General features: G+C 68.8%; 10 protein-coding genes, 1 pseudogene and 1 CRISPR repeat array. Of the genes and pseudogenes, 10 read left to right on the forward strand and 1 reads right to left on the reverse strand.

Annotation, left to right across the window (positions count from 1 at the left end):
• Positions 1-139 precede the first annotated feature (139 nt).
• The 4 genes from O7623_RS03400 to istB all read left to right on the forward strand — a co-directional run bounded on the left by O7623_RS03400 (position 140) and on the right by istB (position 5,250).
• Positions 140-1,168, forward strand: a complete 1,029-nt coding sequence (locus tag O7623_RS03400) for a helix-turn-helix transcriptional regulator (protein WP_282227120.1) — start codon at positions 140-142, stop codon at positions 1,166-1,168.
• Complete coding sequence (locus tag O7623_RS03405; protein ID WP_282227121.1) at positions 1,146-1,334, forward strand: DUF397 domain-containing protein; 189 nt, start codon at positions 1,146-1,148, stop codon at positions 1,332-1,334. Before O7623_RS03400 ends, O7623_RS03405 begins: the two co-directional genes overlap by 23 nt.
• A gap of 132 nt (positions 1,335-1,466) precedes the next feature.
• Positions 1,467-3,144: direct repeats of the CRISPR family, unit length 29 nt; unit sequence CTGCTCCCCGCGTACGCGGGGATGGTCCC.
• A gap of 82 nt (positions 3,145-3,226) precedes the next feature.
• On the forward strand, positions 3,227-4,456 hold the full coding sequence (gene istA / locus O7623_RS03410) for an IS21 family transposase (RefSeq protein WP_282224673.1): 1,230 nt from the start codon (positions 3,227-3,229) through the stop codon (positions 4,454-4,456).
• Positions 4,456-5,250 (forward strand): IS21-like element helper ATPase IstB, encoded by a 795-nt coding sequence (gene istB, locus O7623_RS03415; RefSeq protein WP_282224672.1) that lies wholly within the window; start codon positions 4,456-4,458, stop codon positions 5,248-5,250. Before istA ends, istB begins: the two co-directional genes overlap by 1 nt.
• A 1,306-nt stretch (positions 5,251-6,556) precedes the next feature.
• Here istB and cas3 read toward each other — a convergent pair.
• Positions 6,557-9,394 (reverse strand): CRISPR-associated helicase Cas3', encoded by a 2,838-nt coding sequence (gene cas3 / locus O7623_RS03420; protein ID WP_282227122.1) that lies wholly within the window; start codon positions 9,392-9,394, stop codon positions 6,557-6,559.
• 286 nt (positions 9,395-9,680) lie between these two features.
• Between cas3 and casA the strand changes: the two genes are divergently transcribed.
• The 6 genes and pseudogenes from casA to O7623_RS03450 all read left to right on the forward strand — a co-directional run.
• Entirely contained in the window at positions 9,681-11,345 is a 1,665-nt protein-coding gene (gene casA / locus O7623_RS03425; RefSeq protein WP_282227123.1) for a type I-E CRISPR-associated protein Cse1/CasA, read from the forward strand.
• Positions 11,342-11,971, forward strand: coding sequence for a type I-E CRISPR-associated protein Cse2/CasB (gene casB, locus O7623_RS03430; protein WP_282227124.1), 630 nt, complete (start codon positions 11,342-11,344; stop codon positions 11,969-11,971). Before casA ends, casB begins: the two co-directional genes overlap by 4 nt.
• A complete protein-coding gene (cas7e, locus tag O7623_RS03435; protein ID WP_282227125.1) occupies positions 11,968-13,113 on the forward strand; it encodes a type I-E CRISPR-associated protein Cas7/Cse4/CasC in 1,146 nt (381 codons plus the stop codon). Before casB ends, cas7e begins: the two co-directional genes overlap by 4 nt.
• Positions 13,110-13,811, forward strand: a complete 702-nt coding sequence (gene cas5e / locus O7623_RS03440) for a type I-E CRISPR-associated protein Cas5/CasD (RefSeq protein WP_282227126.1) — start codon at positions 13,110-13,112, stop codon at positions 13,809-13,811. Before cas7e ends, cas5e begins: the two co-directional genes overlap by 4 nt.
• Before the next feature lies 1 nt (position 13,812).
• A complete protein-coding gene (cas6e, locus tag O7623_RS03445; protein ID WP_282227127.1) occupies positions 13,813-14,493 on the forward strand; it encodes a type I-E CRISPR-associated protein Cas6/Cse3/CasE in 681 nt (226 codons plus the stop codon).
• Positions 14,490-14,804 (forward strand): annotated as a pseudogene (locus O7623_RS03450) (type I-E CRISPR-associated endonuclease Cas1); the annotation flags it as partial. The gene cas6e and the pseudogene O7623_RS03450, both read left to right, overlap by 4 nt.
• Positions 14,805-14,816 lie beyond the last annotated feature (12 nt).

Below are 14,816 nucleotides of genomic sequence, written 5' to 3' on the forward strand. Positions count from 1 at the left end.
TGCCGGGCCCGCCGCAGCTGGTAACGGGGGCTCCCAACTGCGGCGGGTGACTATGGACAGCACCGGTACGAGTTATCTAACGTGGACCACATGCAATTGACAAGGCGTGTTGCGCCGTCATCGCCATGGGCGTGGTCTGGTGGAAGGCAATCAATTCGGTGCCGGGCGCCTTCACGATTATGAAGGCGTTCGTCAGTTGAATGTCAGCCACGTGATGACTAGACTCACCACAGAGGATGAAGGGGGCGAGCTCTTGTCCGGCTCGATCGGCACCACCCTGCTCCGCCGACACATCGGCCGCTGGTTCACCGTCTTACGGGAGTCCGCCGGCATCAGTCAGGACGCCGCCGCCAGGGCGCTGCAACGCGGCTCGTCCACGATCTGGCGCATCGAGGCCGGCGACGAGCGGATCCGCTTCCGCGACGTCGACGTCCACGCGATGTGCACCCTCTACCGGGTCGCTCCGGAGACCCGCGACCGACTGCTCGTCCTCACCAAGGAGACCCGCGACGCCCCGAAACGCGCCTGGTGGCACGACTACACCGAGTCCGCCCTGCCAGCCTGGTTCGGCCTCTACGTCTCCCTCGAAGACAGCGCCGACACCATCCGCCAGTACGAGCCCGAGTCGGTTCCCGGGCTGCTTCAAGTGCGCTCCTACGCCGAAGCAGTGACCCGACTGCCGGTAGGGCTCCTCACTGACGAACAGATTGCACACCGTGTCAAGGTCCGGCTGGAGCGGCAAGGGCTTCTGGTCTCACCGAGGCCACCCCACCTGCGGGTGATGCTGAACGAGGCGGTGCTGTACCGAATGGTCGGGGGCACTGACGTGATGACGGAGCAGCTCCGTCACCTGCTCGACGTCACGGATCGGCACAGCATCTCTATCCGGGTCGTGCCCTACACGGTTGGTGCTCATGGAGGTATGAACTCCGCCTTCAGTTTTCTGACGTTCCCCAACGCTCCACTGAGCCCGGACCCTGTCGAACCACCCTTGATCTACGTTGACACCTTGACTGGTTCGCTGTACCTCAACAAGGCAGATGAGGTCAGGGCGTACGAGTTGGTCTGGAAGGATCTTGAGAGTCGTGCCCTCGACGAGTCAGCGTCGCGGGACTGTATCCGTCACGCATTGGAGGCAATCGCAAATGGACAGCCTGACCGGCGCTAACTGGCACAAGAGCACCCGAAGTGGTAATTCCGGCAACTGTGTCGAAGTGGCCACGAACCTGCCTGACCTCGTCGCCGTACGGGACAGCAAGGACACCGCCGGCCCGGTCCTGACCTTCACACCCGCCCAATGGGTAACCTTCACCACCGCCCTACCCATTCGGTGAGTCTCGCAGGGGCGGATGCAGGCAGGTACCCTCACTGCATCCGCCCCAACCCTCGTCGTCTGTCGGAGTAGCGTCCAAATGAAAGTGAACGAAAACCGGCCGGTAACGTTGTAGAAGTCCAGCTCAGCAAGTCTGCTCCCCGCGTACGCGGGGATGGTCCCCCACCACCCCAGAACACATCAAAGACGACTGCTGCTCCCCGCGTACGCGGGGATGGTCCCCAGAGCCAAAAAGCGGTCCCGATCATGCTGCAACCTGCTCCCCGCGTACGCGGGGATGGTCCCGTGAGCACTTCGCGGGCGGCCCACTCGATCGACTGCTCCCCGCGTACGCGGGGATGGTCCCCGGCAGATCAGATCCGCACTCACACTCAGAGGCTGCTCCCCGCGTACGCGGGGATGGTCCCCGGACCGGGCCGCCGATCAGCTCAGCCATCCTCTGCTCCCCGCGTACGCGGGGATGGTCCCCGGCCGATGCTCGGTGGCGAGCCGCTGTCGGACTGCTCCCCGCGTACGCGGGGATGGTCCCGCCGAGGGCATGAAGGCGGCCGAGACAGGCCTCTGCTCCCCGCGTACGCGGGGATGGTCCCGTGATGCCGGAGGCGATGGCCCGCGCGGCCTACTGCTCCCCGCGTACGCGGGGATGGTCCCAGTCGGCGGCAATGGACTCGGCGACTTCAGGACTGCTCCCCGCGTACGCGGGGATGGTCCCCGGGCCATCAGCTCGTCGACGGCGGCAGCGACCTGCTCCCCGCGTACGCGGGGATGGTCCCTCGACGAAGACCAGCGAATCGCCCGCGCCTGCCTGCTCCCCGCGTACGCGGGGATGGTCCCCTGCCCCTTGGCGAGCTGCTGCGCGACCGCAGCTGCTCCCCGCGTACGCGGGGATGGTCCCACGAAGATCGGCCAGTGGGACGCCGCGAACTTCTGCTCCCCGCGTACGCGGGGATGGTCCCTGCCCAGGCCTCGGCGCCCGCGGCGACCGGCACTGCTCCCCGCGTACGCGGGGATGGTCCCTCGCCGACGCAGCGGCCGTTGTCGTCGTGGCCCTGCTCCCCGCGTACGCGGGGATGGTCCCGTGGGCGGCACCGCGAGCGTGCTGCGGGCGGTCTGCTCCCCGCGTACGCGGGGATGGTCCCCGGTGCCCTGGGGGCTGCGCTGGTGCTCCGCCCTGCTCCCCGCGTACGCGGGGATGGTCCCTGGATCAGCCGCGCCATCGCGGCATGGTCTCCCTGCTCCCCGCGTACGCGGGGATGGTCCCGGGCGCCGCTGTGAGCCGGTCGTCGCCGACTGCTGCTCCCCGCGTACGCGGGGATGGTCCCGCACGTTCGACAACCATGCTCGCCGGCTGCTGCTGCTCCCCGCGTACGCGGGGATGGTCCCTGTGGCTATGTCGGTCGGGGTGGTGATCGTCCCTGCTCCCCGCGTACGCGGGGATGGTCCCTCAAATTCCTCGTTGTCGACCTCGGCGCTTTCCTGCTCCCCGCGTACGCGGGGATGGTCCCGCTTCGCCCTCGGCCCACGGGTCGACCGCAGGCTGCTCCCCGCGTACGCGGGGATGGTCCCCGACAGGCCAAGGTGTACCAACTGCTGTTCGGCCTGCTCCCCGCGTACGCGGGGATGGTCCCGCTGGCTGCGGTCGTGGGCCGAACGGGTCCGCCTGCTCCCCGCGTACGCGGGGATGGTCCCTCCCGTGGGGCCGCCTGGAGCCGTGCCACCACCTGCTCCCCGCGTACGCGGGGATGGTCCCGCCTCCGGGGACACCGAGGTCGTCTCCGTGACCTGCTCCCCGCGTACGCGGGGATGGTCCCGTCGTCCACTACTGTCAGCTCCGCGTGAAAACTGACCACGTGGTTCCGGCTGAATCGGGACCACCTCCTGAAGCATCGGGAGGTGCTGAGCGTGGAGGACTGGGCGGAGATCCGGCGGCTGCGGCGGTCGGAGGGTATGGCGATTCAGGCCATCGCACGGCGGTTGAGGATGTCTCGCAACACCGTGAAGAAGGCGTTGGCCAGTGATGAGCCGCCGCGGTACCGACGGGCTGCGAAGGGCTCGATCGTGGACGCGGTCGAGCCGCAGATCAGGGCGTTGTTGGCGGAGTTCCCGGACATGCCCTCGACGGTGATCATGGAACGGGTCGGGTGGACCCGTGGGAAGACGGTGTTCTGTGACCGGGTGCAGCGGCTGCGGCCGTTGTTCCGCCGGCCTGACCCGGCGCAGCGCACCGAGTACCTGCCGGGTGAGCTGGCGCAGTGTGATCTGTGGTTCCCGCCGGCGGACGTGCCCCTGGGGTTCGGTCAGGTCGGACGGCCGCCGGTGATGGTGATGGTGTCCGGGTACTCGCGGTGGCTGACGGCGGTGATGATCCCGTCCCGGCAGTCGGCGGATCTGCTGGTCGGACACTGGACGTTGATCTCCGGGTGGGGTCGGGTGCCCAGGACGTTGGTATGGGACAACGAGTCCGCGGTCGGCCAGTGGCGTGCCGGCAGGCCGCAGTTGACCGAGGCGATGAACGGCTTCCGTGGCACTCTCGGGATCCGCGTGCTCCAGTGCCGGCCGGCGGACCCGGAAGCCAAAGGCCTGGTGGAGCGGGCGAACGGCTATCTGGAGACGTCGTTCCTGCCCGGGCGCCGGTTCAGCTCGCCCCGGGACTTCAACGCCCAGCTTGCCGAATGGCTGGTACGGGCGAACCAGCGTCGGCACCGGGTGCTGGGCTGCCGGCCGGTGGACCGGTGGGAGGCCGACCGAGCGGCGATGCTGACGCTGCCGCCGGTCGCGCCGGTGGTCGGCTGGCGGCGGAGCACCCGTCTGCCCCGCGACCACTACGTCCGGCTGGACGGCAACGACTACTCGGTGCACCCGATGGTGGTGGGCCGCCGGGTCGACGTGGTCGCTGACGCCGACCGGGTGCAGGTGCTCTGCGAGGGCCGTCTCGTCGCCCGGCACGACCGGTGCTGGGCGCGGCATCAGAGCATCACCGACCCGGCTCACCGTCAGGCCGCCGCCGATCTGCGGACCGCCGCGCGGCAGGCGCCGGCACCGGCGGTCACGGCCGAGGTGGAGCACCGCAGGTTGGCCGACTACGACCGCATGTTCGGTGTCGATGCCGAGGCGGCCGCGTGATGGCCTCCAGAACGACCGGCAACCGCAACGTCTCCTCCGAGATCGCTTTCCTCACCCGTGCGTTGAAGGCGCCCTCGTTGGCGGCGTCGGTGGACCGGCTCGCGGAGCGGGCCCGGGCGGAGTCGTGGACGCACGAGGAGTTCCTCGCCGCCTGTCTGCAACGCGAAGTGGCGGCCCGGGAGGCCCACGGCGGTGAGGGACGTATCCGGGCGGCGAGGTTCCCGGCACGCAAGAGCCTGGAGGAGTTCGACTTCGAACACCAGCGGTCGTTGAAGCGGGAGACGATCGCCCACCTGGGCACTCTGGACTTCGTGGCGTCGAAGGAGAACGTCGTGTTCCTGGGGCCGCCCGGCACCGGCAAGACCCACCTGTCCATCGGTCTCGGTATCCGGGCCTGCCAGGCCGGACACCGGGTCGCGTTCGCCACCGCCGCTCAGTGGGTGTCCCGTCTCGCTGACGCCCACCACGCCGGCCGGCTGCAGGACGAGCTCGTCAAACTCGGCCGGATCCCGCTGGTGATCGTCGACGAGGTCGGCTACATCCCCTTCGAAGCCGAAGCGGCGAACCTGTTCTTCCAGTTGGTTTCGAACCGCTACGAACGTGCCTCGCTGATTGTCACCAGTAACAAGCCCTTCGGCCGGTGGGGAGAGGTCTTCGGTGATGACGTCGTCGCCGCGGCCATGATCGACCGGCTTGTTCACCACGCCGAGGTCATCTCGATGAAGGGCGACAGCTACCGGCTCAAGGACCGCGACCTCGGCCGCGTCCCGGCAGCGACCAAGACCAACGACTGAAGATCAACCAAACCGGGGTGGTCCAGTTTCAGCCGGACCACGGTGGTCACGATTGGGGCGGCGTTGACAACTACACCGGCGAAGCGCTGCGGGACTGCTCCCCGCGTACGCGGGGATGGTCCCCAGAAGGCGCTCGACGCCCGCACCCGGCTGGCCTGCTCCCCGCGTACGCGGGGATGGTCCCAGGGTTCCGGCTGCCCGGCAGTACAGCGGGTGCTGCTCCCCGCGCACGCGGGGATGGTCCCCCCTGGCCAGAATCTGACCTGCCCCTGCACTGCTGCTCCCCGCGCACGCGGGGATGGTCCCCCGCACCGGTGGGCAGAAAAGGCACATAAACACTGCTCCCCGCGCACGCGGGGATGGTCCCTGTGGCGGGCGCTGCGCGTCGGACACGGCCTGCTGCTCCCCGCGCACGCGGGGATGGTCCTTGGCAGGGAACGCCAACAGGCACCCCGAAGGACTGCTCCCCGCGCACGCGGGGATGGTCCGGTGGCGCTGGCAGACGGGCCAGCCCGCTTGTGCTGCTCCCCGCGCACGCGGGGATTGTCCCTCGGGGTGCTGCTGCATCCACTGGGATGCGAACTGCTCCCCGCGCACGCGGGGATGGTCCCCCGCGCGTACGGCAACTGGCTGAGCGCCTTGCTCTGCTCCCCGCGCACGCGGGGATGGTCCCGTGACGCCGGCCGCCTGCGCCGCCGCCTTGCTCTGCTCCCCGCGCACGCGGGGATGGTCCTGCTGGATTGCCATTGCCGCCTGCGGGCGGCCCCTGCTCCCCGCGCACGCGGGGATGGTCCCCACTGCAGCGCACCGAGGTCGGTGGTCTGGCCCTGCTCCCCGCGCACGCGGGGATGGTCCCAGAGGTTCTGGGGAAGCCCGGCCGGCGTACCGCTGCTCCCCGCGCACGCGGGGATGGTCCGGAGCTGCAGGCTTTCCTCGGCCAGCTGTTCGGCTGCTTCTCGCACGCGCGGGGATGGTCCCGACCAGACGGTGCGTGTCCTGCTCGCCGACGACTGCTCCCCGCGTACGCGGGGATGATTCGGGACAGGGAACCGCTAACCCTCACAGCTGGGCTGCCCGCGTGTGCGGGAATGGTCGTGTCCTGGCTGGGTCAGCGCTTGCCGCGTTTGATCAGCGCGAGTGCGGCTGCGACGACGGCCACCGTTCCACCGACGCACAGCAGGCTCATGATGAGCAGTACGACCACGTGCCACGGCTTCAATGCATGCATGACTGCATACCTTATGGGGCAGGGGCGACGAAGTGGATGCCCGCTGGACGTGGCAACCACGAGGTGCTCCCGCCACGGTTATCCGTCTACCCTGGTCACCGTGAGGCCATCGGTGGCGTCGTAGTGCAGGTCGAAGCCGGCGACCCGGGCGTACCCGGTGTCGTCGATGTCGAGCACGAGCTCGCCGTCCAGCCAGTGCGACGTGCTCCAGGCAGGGAAGCAGTTGCGGGCTTCCAGTTCGGCGATGACCGCGTCGAGGCGGCTGCTCATCATCTGCGGCAGGGCCAGCGTGCAACGAGCGACCGAGCGGGCCAGCCTGCTGTCAGGGCTGGTCTCGGTCGGTACCTCCCGGCTGGGGTCGTCCCGGACCCAGTCCGGCACGTGAAGCCGGCCGTCACGGCGTACCAGAAGAATCACTTCCAGACACTCGGCGGAGTCGGCACGGACGTGACCACGACCGCGTGCGTCGTCACCGCGCGCGTCGGCGTCGCCGATGTGCGCGGCCAGCCAGCCGATCAGGGCGGTGGCCTGCGGGTCGACCGAGTCGAGACGGTAGGCGCCGGCCTGCGTCCGATGTCGCTGCCGTCTGGTGTCGGCGGCCTTGTCCGCCTCCCGCATCGCCGAATGCCAGTCCGCCGGGCCGACGAGCGGTATGTCGTACGCGGCCTGCACCAGCGTCGGAATGTCCTTTGGCAGCTCCACCGGCCGGCCGCCGTCGAGATGCGGCCAGAGGACACCGGCGGCCCGCCACAGGTCAGCGTCGCCGTAGACGATCCGTGACCCCTGCACCGGCTCGGGCGGCTCCGCCGACCAGTCCGCACCCGTGACGACACAGCGGGCGGCTGTCAGATGCGCCGGCCGGCTGCGGTCGTGGCGGTGCAATCGGCCCATGCGCTGCAGCAGCAGATCGACCGGAGCCAGGTCGGTGACCAGTAAGTCGAAGTCGACGTCCAGCGACACCTCGGCGACCTGGCTGGCCACGACCACGTACCGCTGTGGCCGGTCGGTGGCTCGCGTCGGCGGGCCGAACCGGTCCACCAGCCAGCGGTCGTTGGCGGCCCGGTCCGGAGCGAGGAAGCGGGAATGCGCCACGAACACCGGGATGTCCGCGCCGAACCGCTCCCGCAGGACAACCGCCGTCTCCTGGACCCGACGCACCGTGTTGCGGACCACCAGCGCGCAGCCGCCCCGGCCGATCTGGTCGGCGAGCAGGTCGGCGAGCGGATCGAGGTCGTCGTCGAGGCGGGACACCCGCACCGACACCGCCCGTCCTGACGACGCGGCGGTGCGCACCGTGGGGACACGCGCCTCGCCGGAGGTGGTGAGCACCGGATAGCCGATGTCGCCGGCCAGGTCTGCGTACGGGTCCGGTCCGGACGTGCGTCGGGTCCGTCGCGGGGTGGGGCCGAGCCTGCCGTCGTCGTACGCCCGCATCATCGCTTGGCGTCGCGTCGCCGGTAGCGTCGCGGACAGCACGATCACCGGTACGCGGTAGGCCGCCAGCCACTCCAGAGCCCGGTCCAGATACTGACTCATGTGCACGTCGTAGGCGTGTGCCTCGTCGATCACGACGACCTTGCCAGCGAGCCCGAGATGGCGCAGTACCACGTAGCGGGCCTTCAGCGACATGAACAGCAACTGGTCGATGGTGCCGACGACGAAGTCCGACAGCAGGATCTTCTTCCGGGAAGCCAACCATCGGTGTACGGCCAGGTCGACGCCGGCTTCGTCGACACCGATCGAGCTGGCGCGTCCACTCATTCGCAAGATGCCGTACTCGTCGTTGAACCGGGACTTGCCGTGCGCCAACGCCACGGCGTAGGCGCCGCGTTCCTGGTCCTGGTCAGGTAGTCGCTCCAGCCAGGTCAATCCTCGGGACAGCATCGCGTCACTGGTGGCCCGGGTCGGCAGGGCGACGAAGCATCCGGATGCTCCGAACTTGGCGGCGAGCACCTCGACGGCAGCGAGTGCCGCTTCGGTTTTGCCGTCGCCCATCGGCGCCTCGACGATCATCAGACCCGGTGCGGTCATCTGCCGGGCCTGCTCGATCACGGCCCGCTGCACCGGGTACGCCCTCGCCCCGGCCGGCAGCCCGAACCGGGTGGCGATGATGTCGTCGGGGGAGAGGTCCAGGTCGACGGCGTGCCACGGGGACGGCAGGTCCACCTCGTCCCATCCCCGCTCGGCCCGGTCGGCGTCGGCAGTGTAGGAGGCAGGGAACCACTCCTGGTTGCTGGCGATCCAGTCGGCCACGACGATCACTCCGGTCAGCAGCGCCTGCACGGGCTGGGGGAGTCGGACGTCCCGCCAGGCCGGCAACCGGTCTCGCACCCCGCACCGGTCGGTCATCCAGTCCAGCAGCTCCCGCTGCACGGTCAGCCACGGCCCGGTGCCGAGCAGGTGGTCGAGGTGGCGGGCCGTGTGCAGCTCTTTGTCCGACGGCGGTACGCCGTGGTGGCCACCGACCACGACGGCGAACGTGCTCGCCGCTGAGGCTGTCCAGCCGTGGTGGTCGACCAGCCAGCCCTCCAGCAGGATCTGCCCGGCGAGGGCGTGCGGCGCGAGGCGCCTATCGGCGTTGATCCGGTTGTCGTCGCAGTTCAATCCGTGTCGGCGCATCCGCCCGGCGAGGTTCGGCATCTGGCAGGCGAACGCAGGCGTGCACTTGCCGATGTCGTGCAGCCCGGCCAGCCAGGCCACCAGCCCTGGCCCATCTGCGGCTCCGCCGGGAAGCGCCGCGCTGAACTGCCGCCGTACGGCGTCGTTGAGCCAGTGCTGCCAGAGCCGCTGCGCCACATCGGAGGCGTCAGCCAGGTGCTGCCACAGCGGCAGCCAACCAGGTCCGCCATCGTCGCTCGTTTTTCCCCATGCGGACGCCGCCGCCGGGCTGAGCTGCTGTGTCTGATGTGCACCCACAGGCGTTCATCAAATGCGACGGGTCGTCATCTGGCCATAGCGGATTCGCCCGTAGCATCCGCCCGATCGGATGACCCTGTGTCAGGTAGAAGACCGCACTTTTGCAATCTACGGTCTTGTTTCGGTTCTCGATCCAGCGTGGCTCGCCGACCCTGCGGCGTGTTTATGCAGCTCATGCCGCTTCCAAGGTTTGTATGCGACTGCGATTCGTATTCGAAGATCAAGTTCAGGATGTCAGTGGCCGGCGATAGTGTGCCGATCCGTGTCAGCGCTTGGCGTGACGACGATGAGGAAGCCCATGTCCTTTGATCTTGTTGATCAGCCCTGGCTGCTTGTGCAGCGGCTCGACGGGCACGTCGAAGAGGTGTCGCTCGTCGATGCGTTCCGGCGGGCTCCCGAGCTGCGCCGGCTCGCTGGAGAACTACCCACCCAGGAGTTCGCCCACCTGCGGCTACTGCTCGCGGTGCTCCACGCGACCCTCGACGGGCCGGACACTTCGACCTGGGAGCAACTCTGGGAGACACCGACGCTTCCGGTGGACGACATCGCCGACTACCTCGACGAACACCGCGAACGGTTCGACCTGCTCCACCCGACCGCACCGTTCTACCAGGTCGCCGACCTACGAACCGGCAAGGACGAGGTTTTCGGGCTCGAACGGCTGATCGCCGACGTCCCCAGCGGGGCGCAGTTGCTGTTCACCGCCCGCTCGGGGCCGGCTTTGCACCGTATCTCACCGGCTGAGGCCGCCCGCTGGCTGGTCCATGCCCACGCGTACGACATCTCCGGCATCAAGTCCGGCGCGGCCGGCGACAGCCGAGTCAAGGGCGGCAAGGTCTACCCACTCGGCACCGGCTACACCGGATCCCTCGGCGGAGTCTTCGTCGAAGGCGACAACCTGCGCGAGACCCTGCTACTCAATCTCGTGCCGTACAACGTGCCTTATCTCCGCAGCGACGACGATGACCGACCGACCTGGGAGCGTGACCCGCTCGGCCCGGCAGCCCAGGACGACCTGACCCCGTCGGGCGTGATGCGGCTCTACACCTGGCAGTCACGGCGCATCCGACTTTTCGGCGACGCCGACGGCATCACCGGCGTGGTCCTGGCGTACGGCGACCCGCTCAGCCCACGCGACCTGCACCAGCGGGAGCCGATGACCGCTTGGCGGCGCAGCCCCACCCAGGAGAAGGCACTCAAGACGACACCCGTCTACCTACCCCGCACCCACACTCCTGACCGGGCGCTGTGGCGCGGCCTCGACGCCATGCTGCCCGGCACCGCTGGCCGCGGTCGCAGCGGCGAGCCACCAGCCAACCTCGACCCCGGCATCCTCGAATGGACCGGCTATGCCGCGAACCGGGGCCTTCTGCGTCGACCCGTCATCCGACTCCGCGCCGTTGGAGCTGTCTACGGCACGCAACAGTCCGTCATCGACGAGGTACTCGACGATGCGGTCACCATGCCGGTCCGGGCCGTCACCGACCCGCACGTCGCCATCGAGATCCAACGCGCAGCCGACGCCGCCGATCGAGGCGTGCGGGCACTCGTCGCCCTCGGTCGTAACCTGCTGCGCGCCGCTGGCGTCCGGGAAGACAACCGGCTGGACGGTGCGCGTGAGGCGACCGCCGCCGAGGCGTACGCCGCACTCGACCAGCAGTTCCGCGACTGGCTGCGTGGTCTCGTCGACGGGGTGGACCTGGCCGATTCCCGCACCGCATGGCACCGGAGCGCCGCGCGCACGCTGCGAGGCATCGGCGACCGGATGGTCGCCGAAGCCGGACCGGTCGCATGGGCCGGCCGCCAGATCGACAACAACCTCGTCACCAGCGCCAAAGCGGACGTCTGGTTCCGCCACCAACTGTCGAAAGCGCTGCCGCTGGCTGGCGCGGATCAGCCGGCGGAGCCCGACACCACCGACCGTCCGCAGGAGGAAGTGGCCCTGACATGATCCAGACCAACCCCCCGACCCGGGCTGCGGTCCGCAGGAGAAGCCCATTCGGTGATCACGTCGCCGGAGAGGTCGCGAAGCTCCAGAGCGCGTTCATCAACGACGCACCCAGCGCGATCGCTACCCTTGCCCGGCTGCGAGCCGCCGCCGGCAGCCCCACCGGTTCCCGGCTCGACGTACTCGGTGCCACCGCCGTACCTACAGAGTTTCTGCCTCGACGGCTCGACGACGACCCGGAGCCGGTCGAGCACGCCAAACACGCCGCACTCACCCTGTGGGCCGTGCACCAGCAGTCGTCCCACGAGCGCAGGATGCACCGCGACGGAAACGGCTTCGGCCGTGCTGTCGCGCTACTCGCCGCGCAAAACCCCAACCCGGAATCCGTCCGCCGCCGGTTCGTCGCCATGGGCACCGCCGCCACGTACACCGAGGCGCTGCACCACTGCCGAGGGCTGATCCGGCTGCTGCGCGACAAGCACATCACCCTCGACTACGGCCTGTTCGCCGACGACCTGCGTGAATACCAGGTGCCAGGCGGGCCGGACAAGATCCGCTCGTTGTGGGGCCGCGAGTTCCATCGCACTGACACCAAAGCCGACAGTGACACCCCGGAGGACCAGTCATGAGCCGTACCGTGATCGATATCCACATCCTGCAGACCGTCCCGCCGAGCAACCTCAACCGCGATGACACCGGCTCGCCGAAGACCGCCGTGTACGGTGGCCAACGCCGCGCCAGGGTTTCCAGCCAGGCATGGAAGCGCGCTACCCGCACCGCGTTCGACACGCTGCTCGACCGTGCCGAGCTGGGGGAGCGGACGAAACGACTCGGCGAATCCGTTGGTGAGCTCATCGCCGCCCAGGCACCCGACCTCACGACAGCCAAGGTCGAACTCGCCAACAAGGCGCTGGCCGCGCTCGGTCTCGTCAAGCCAGCAAAGGCGCCGAAGGCCAGCAAGAACAAGGCAGACGACACTGTTGCGGCCGCCGAATCCGAATACCTGGTCTTCCTCAGCCACAGCCAGCTCGACGCCATCGCCGCACACGTCGTAGCCGCACATCGTGCCGGCAAGGACCCCGACGGCAAGGAGCTGAAGAAGCTCGCGAACCAGCGCCACTCCGTCGACATCGCGCTCTTCGGTCGGATGCTCGCGGACCTGTCCGACATCAACGTCGACGCCGCCGTGCAGGTCGCCCATGCGATCAGCGTGCACGCCGTCAACAACGAGTTCGACTACTTCACCGCCGTCGACGACCGCAAGGACGACGCGAATGAGCAGGGAGCCGGTATGATCGGCACCGTCGAGTTCAACTCATCCACCCTCTACCGGTACGCCGCGCTCGACGTCGACCGGCTCCACGACAACCTCGGCGACCCTGAAGCAACCCGCCGGGCCGTCCACGCATTCCTCACCGCGTTCGCCAGGAGCATGCCGACCGGCAAGCAGAACACCTTCGCCAACCGGACGCTGCCCGATGCCGTCGTCGTCCGGCTGCGCAACACCCAGCCGATCAACCTCGTCGGCGCCTACGAGGAGGTCGTCACCTACGACTCACCGGCCGGCCGGGTCCGCGAAGCCGCCGGACGCCTTGCCGCCTACGCGACATCGGTCGAGACCACCTACGGCGAGGAGCCGATCGGCGCCTGGGTAAGCCGGGTCGGCGACCACACCGCAGCGCTCGACTCGCTCGGTGACGTGCTGCCCTTCGCCGAACTGGTGACCGCCGTCGCGGACGAGGTGGCCGTACGACTCGGGAAGGAAGAATGAACACGTTGCTGCTGCGGCTCGCCGGACCGCTACAGGCATGGGGAGCCAGAAGCCGGTTCGTCCACCGCGGCACCGAGATCGCGCCCACCAAGAGCGGCGTCATCGGCATGCTCGCAGCCGCAAAAGGCATCCGACGCACCGAGCCGCTGACCGAACTGCTCGACCTCAGTTTCGCCGTCCGTATCGACCAGCCCGGCACCATTGTGCGTGACTTCCAGACAGCGCAACGACTCGACGGATCATCCCTGCCGTTGTCCTACCGCCACTACCTGAGCGACGCCGTCTTCGTCGCCGCCGTCGGTGGCACCCGGGACCTGCTCACCGGACTGCATGACGCACTACGTCGTCCGCAGTTTCCGCTCTACCTCGGCCGACGATCCTGTCCACCGGTTTTGCCCGTCAGTCTCGGCGTGCATGACGGCATACCAGTCGATGTGCTGCGCCAACACCCCTGGGAGGCGTCTGCGTGGCACCGGCGCACCAGTCGGTCAGCGACCGTCACCCTGGAAATCCTGCGGGACGCCGACACCGCCGACCCCTTCACCGAAACGATCCGTGACGAACCCGTCAGCTTCGACCCGACCCACCGTCAACACGGTTGGCGGCTGGTCGTCCGGGAACACGTCGATCTGCCCCACCCTGAAGCGCGGGCAGCACACATCCCCGCCCACGACCCGATGATCGTCACCGGAGGCTGACGTGTACCTCACCCGCTTCCGCTTCAACAAGGCACGCAGGGACAGTCGGCGCCTCCTCGGCTCCCCACAGGTCATGCACGCCGCCGTGATGTCAGGGTTCGCCACCGACAGCGACCACACACGCGACGGCCGCCGCACCCTGTGGCGGCTCGACACCAGCGACAACCAGCCGGTGCTCTACATCGTCAGCCCCGGCCGACCCGACCTCACCCACCTCGTCGAGCAGGCCGGCTGGCCGACCAGCGGGGAGAAGTGGCTGACCCGCCCGTACGACAGCTTCCTCGACAGCCTCGCCGTCAGCCAACAGTGGGCGTTCCGGCTGACCGCCAACCCCGTCCGTGACGGCCGCCCCAAGGATCCGACCGCCGACACCCGCCGGTACGGCCACGTCACCGTCGCCCAGCAAACCAGATGGCTCGTCGATCGGGCCGAACGCCTCGGCTTCGACATCCTGCGAGGAGCCGACGACGAACTCAACCTGATCCTGCACAGCCAGACAACCCAGAGCTTCGGCCGACGTGGGGGAGACCACCCTGTCGTCATCCGTACCGCGACCTTCGACGGCGTCCTTTCCGTCCGTGACCCGGACGCGCTACGCCGTGCACTCACCGCCGGCATCGGGCACGCCAAGGCGTACGGATGCGGGCTGATGACCCTCGCCCCGGCAACCGCCGCACGATGAAGGTCCCCGGCGTACCGCCGCCCGAACTGCCCGACCTGGTGCGCGCTCAGGACCGGATCAGCTTCATCTACCACGACCGGTGCATCATCCACCGCGACAGCAACGCAATCACCGCCACCGACGCGCAAGGGACCGTTCACATCCCGGCAGCCAGTCTCGGGGTGCTGCTGCTCGGACCCGGCACCACCGTTACCCACCAGGCGATGATGCTGCTCGCTGACAACGGCGCCACAGTCGTCTGGGTCGGTGAGCGCGGAGTCCGCTACTACGCCCACGGACGGTCCCTTGCCCGATCCAGCCGACTCCTCGTCGCCCAGGCCTCC

This window comes from Solwaraspora sp. WMMD791 (assembly GCF_029581195.1).
Classification (GTDB): domain Bacteria; phylum Actinomycetota; class Actinomycetes; order Mycobacteriales; family Micromonosporaceae; genus Micromonospora_E.

Coding starts and splice junctions, on each gene's coding strand:
- casB (WP_282227124.1), top strand. CDS start 11,342: ATGATCCAGACCAACCCCCCGACCCGGGCTGCGGTCCGCAGGAGAAGC.
- casA (WP_282227123.1), top strand. CDS start 9,681: ATGAGGAAGCCCATGTCCTTTGATCTTGTTGATCAGCCCTGGCTGCTT.
- cas7e (WP_282227125.1), top strand. CDS start 11,968: ATGAGCCGTACCGTGATCGATATCCACATCCTGCAGACCGTCCCGCCG.
- cas5e (WP_282227126.1), top strand. CDS start 13,110: ATGAACACGTTGCTGCTGCGGCTCGCCGGACCGCTACAGGCATGGGGA.
- O7623_RS03405 (WP_282227121.1), top strand. CDS start 1,146: ATGGACAGCCTGACCGGCGCTAACTGGCACAAGAGCACCCGAAGTGGT.
- istB (WP_282224672.1), top strand. CDS start 4,456: ATGGCCTCCAGAACGACCGGCAACCGCAACGTCTCCTCCGAGATCGCT.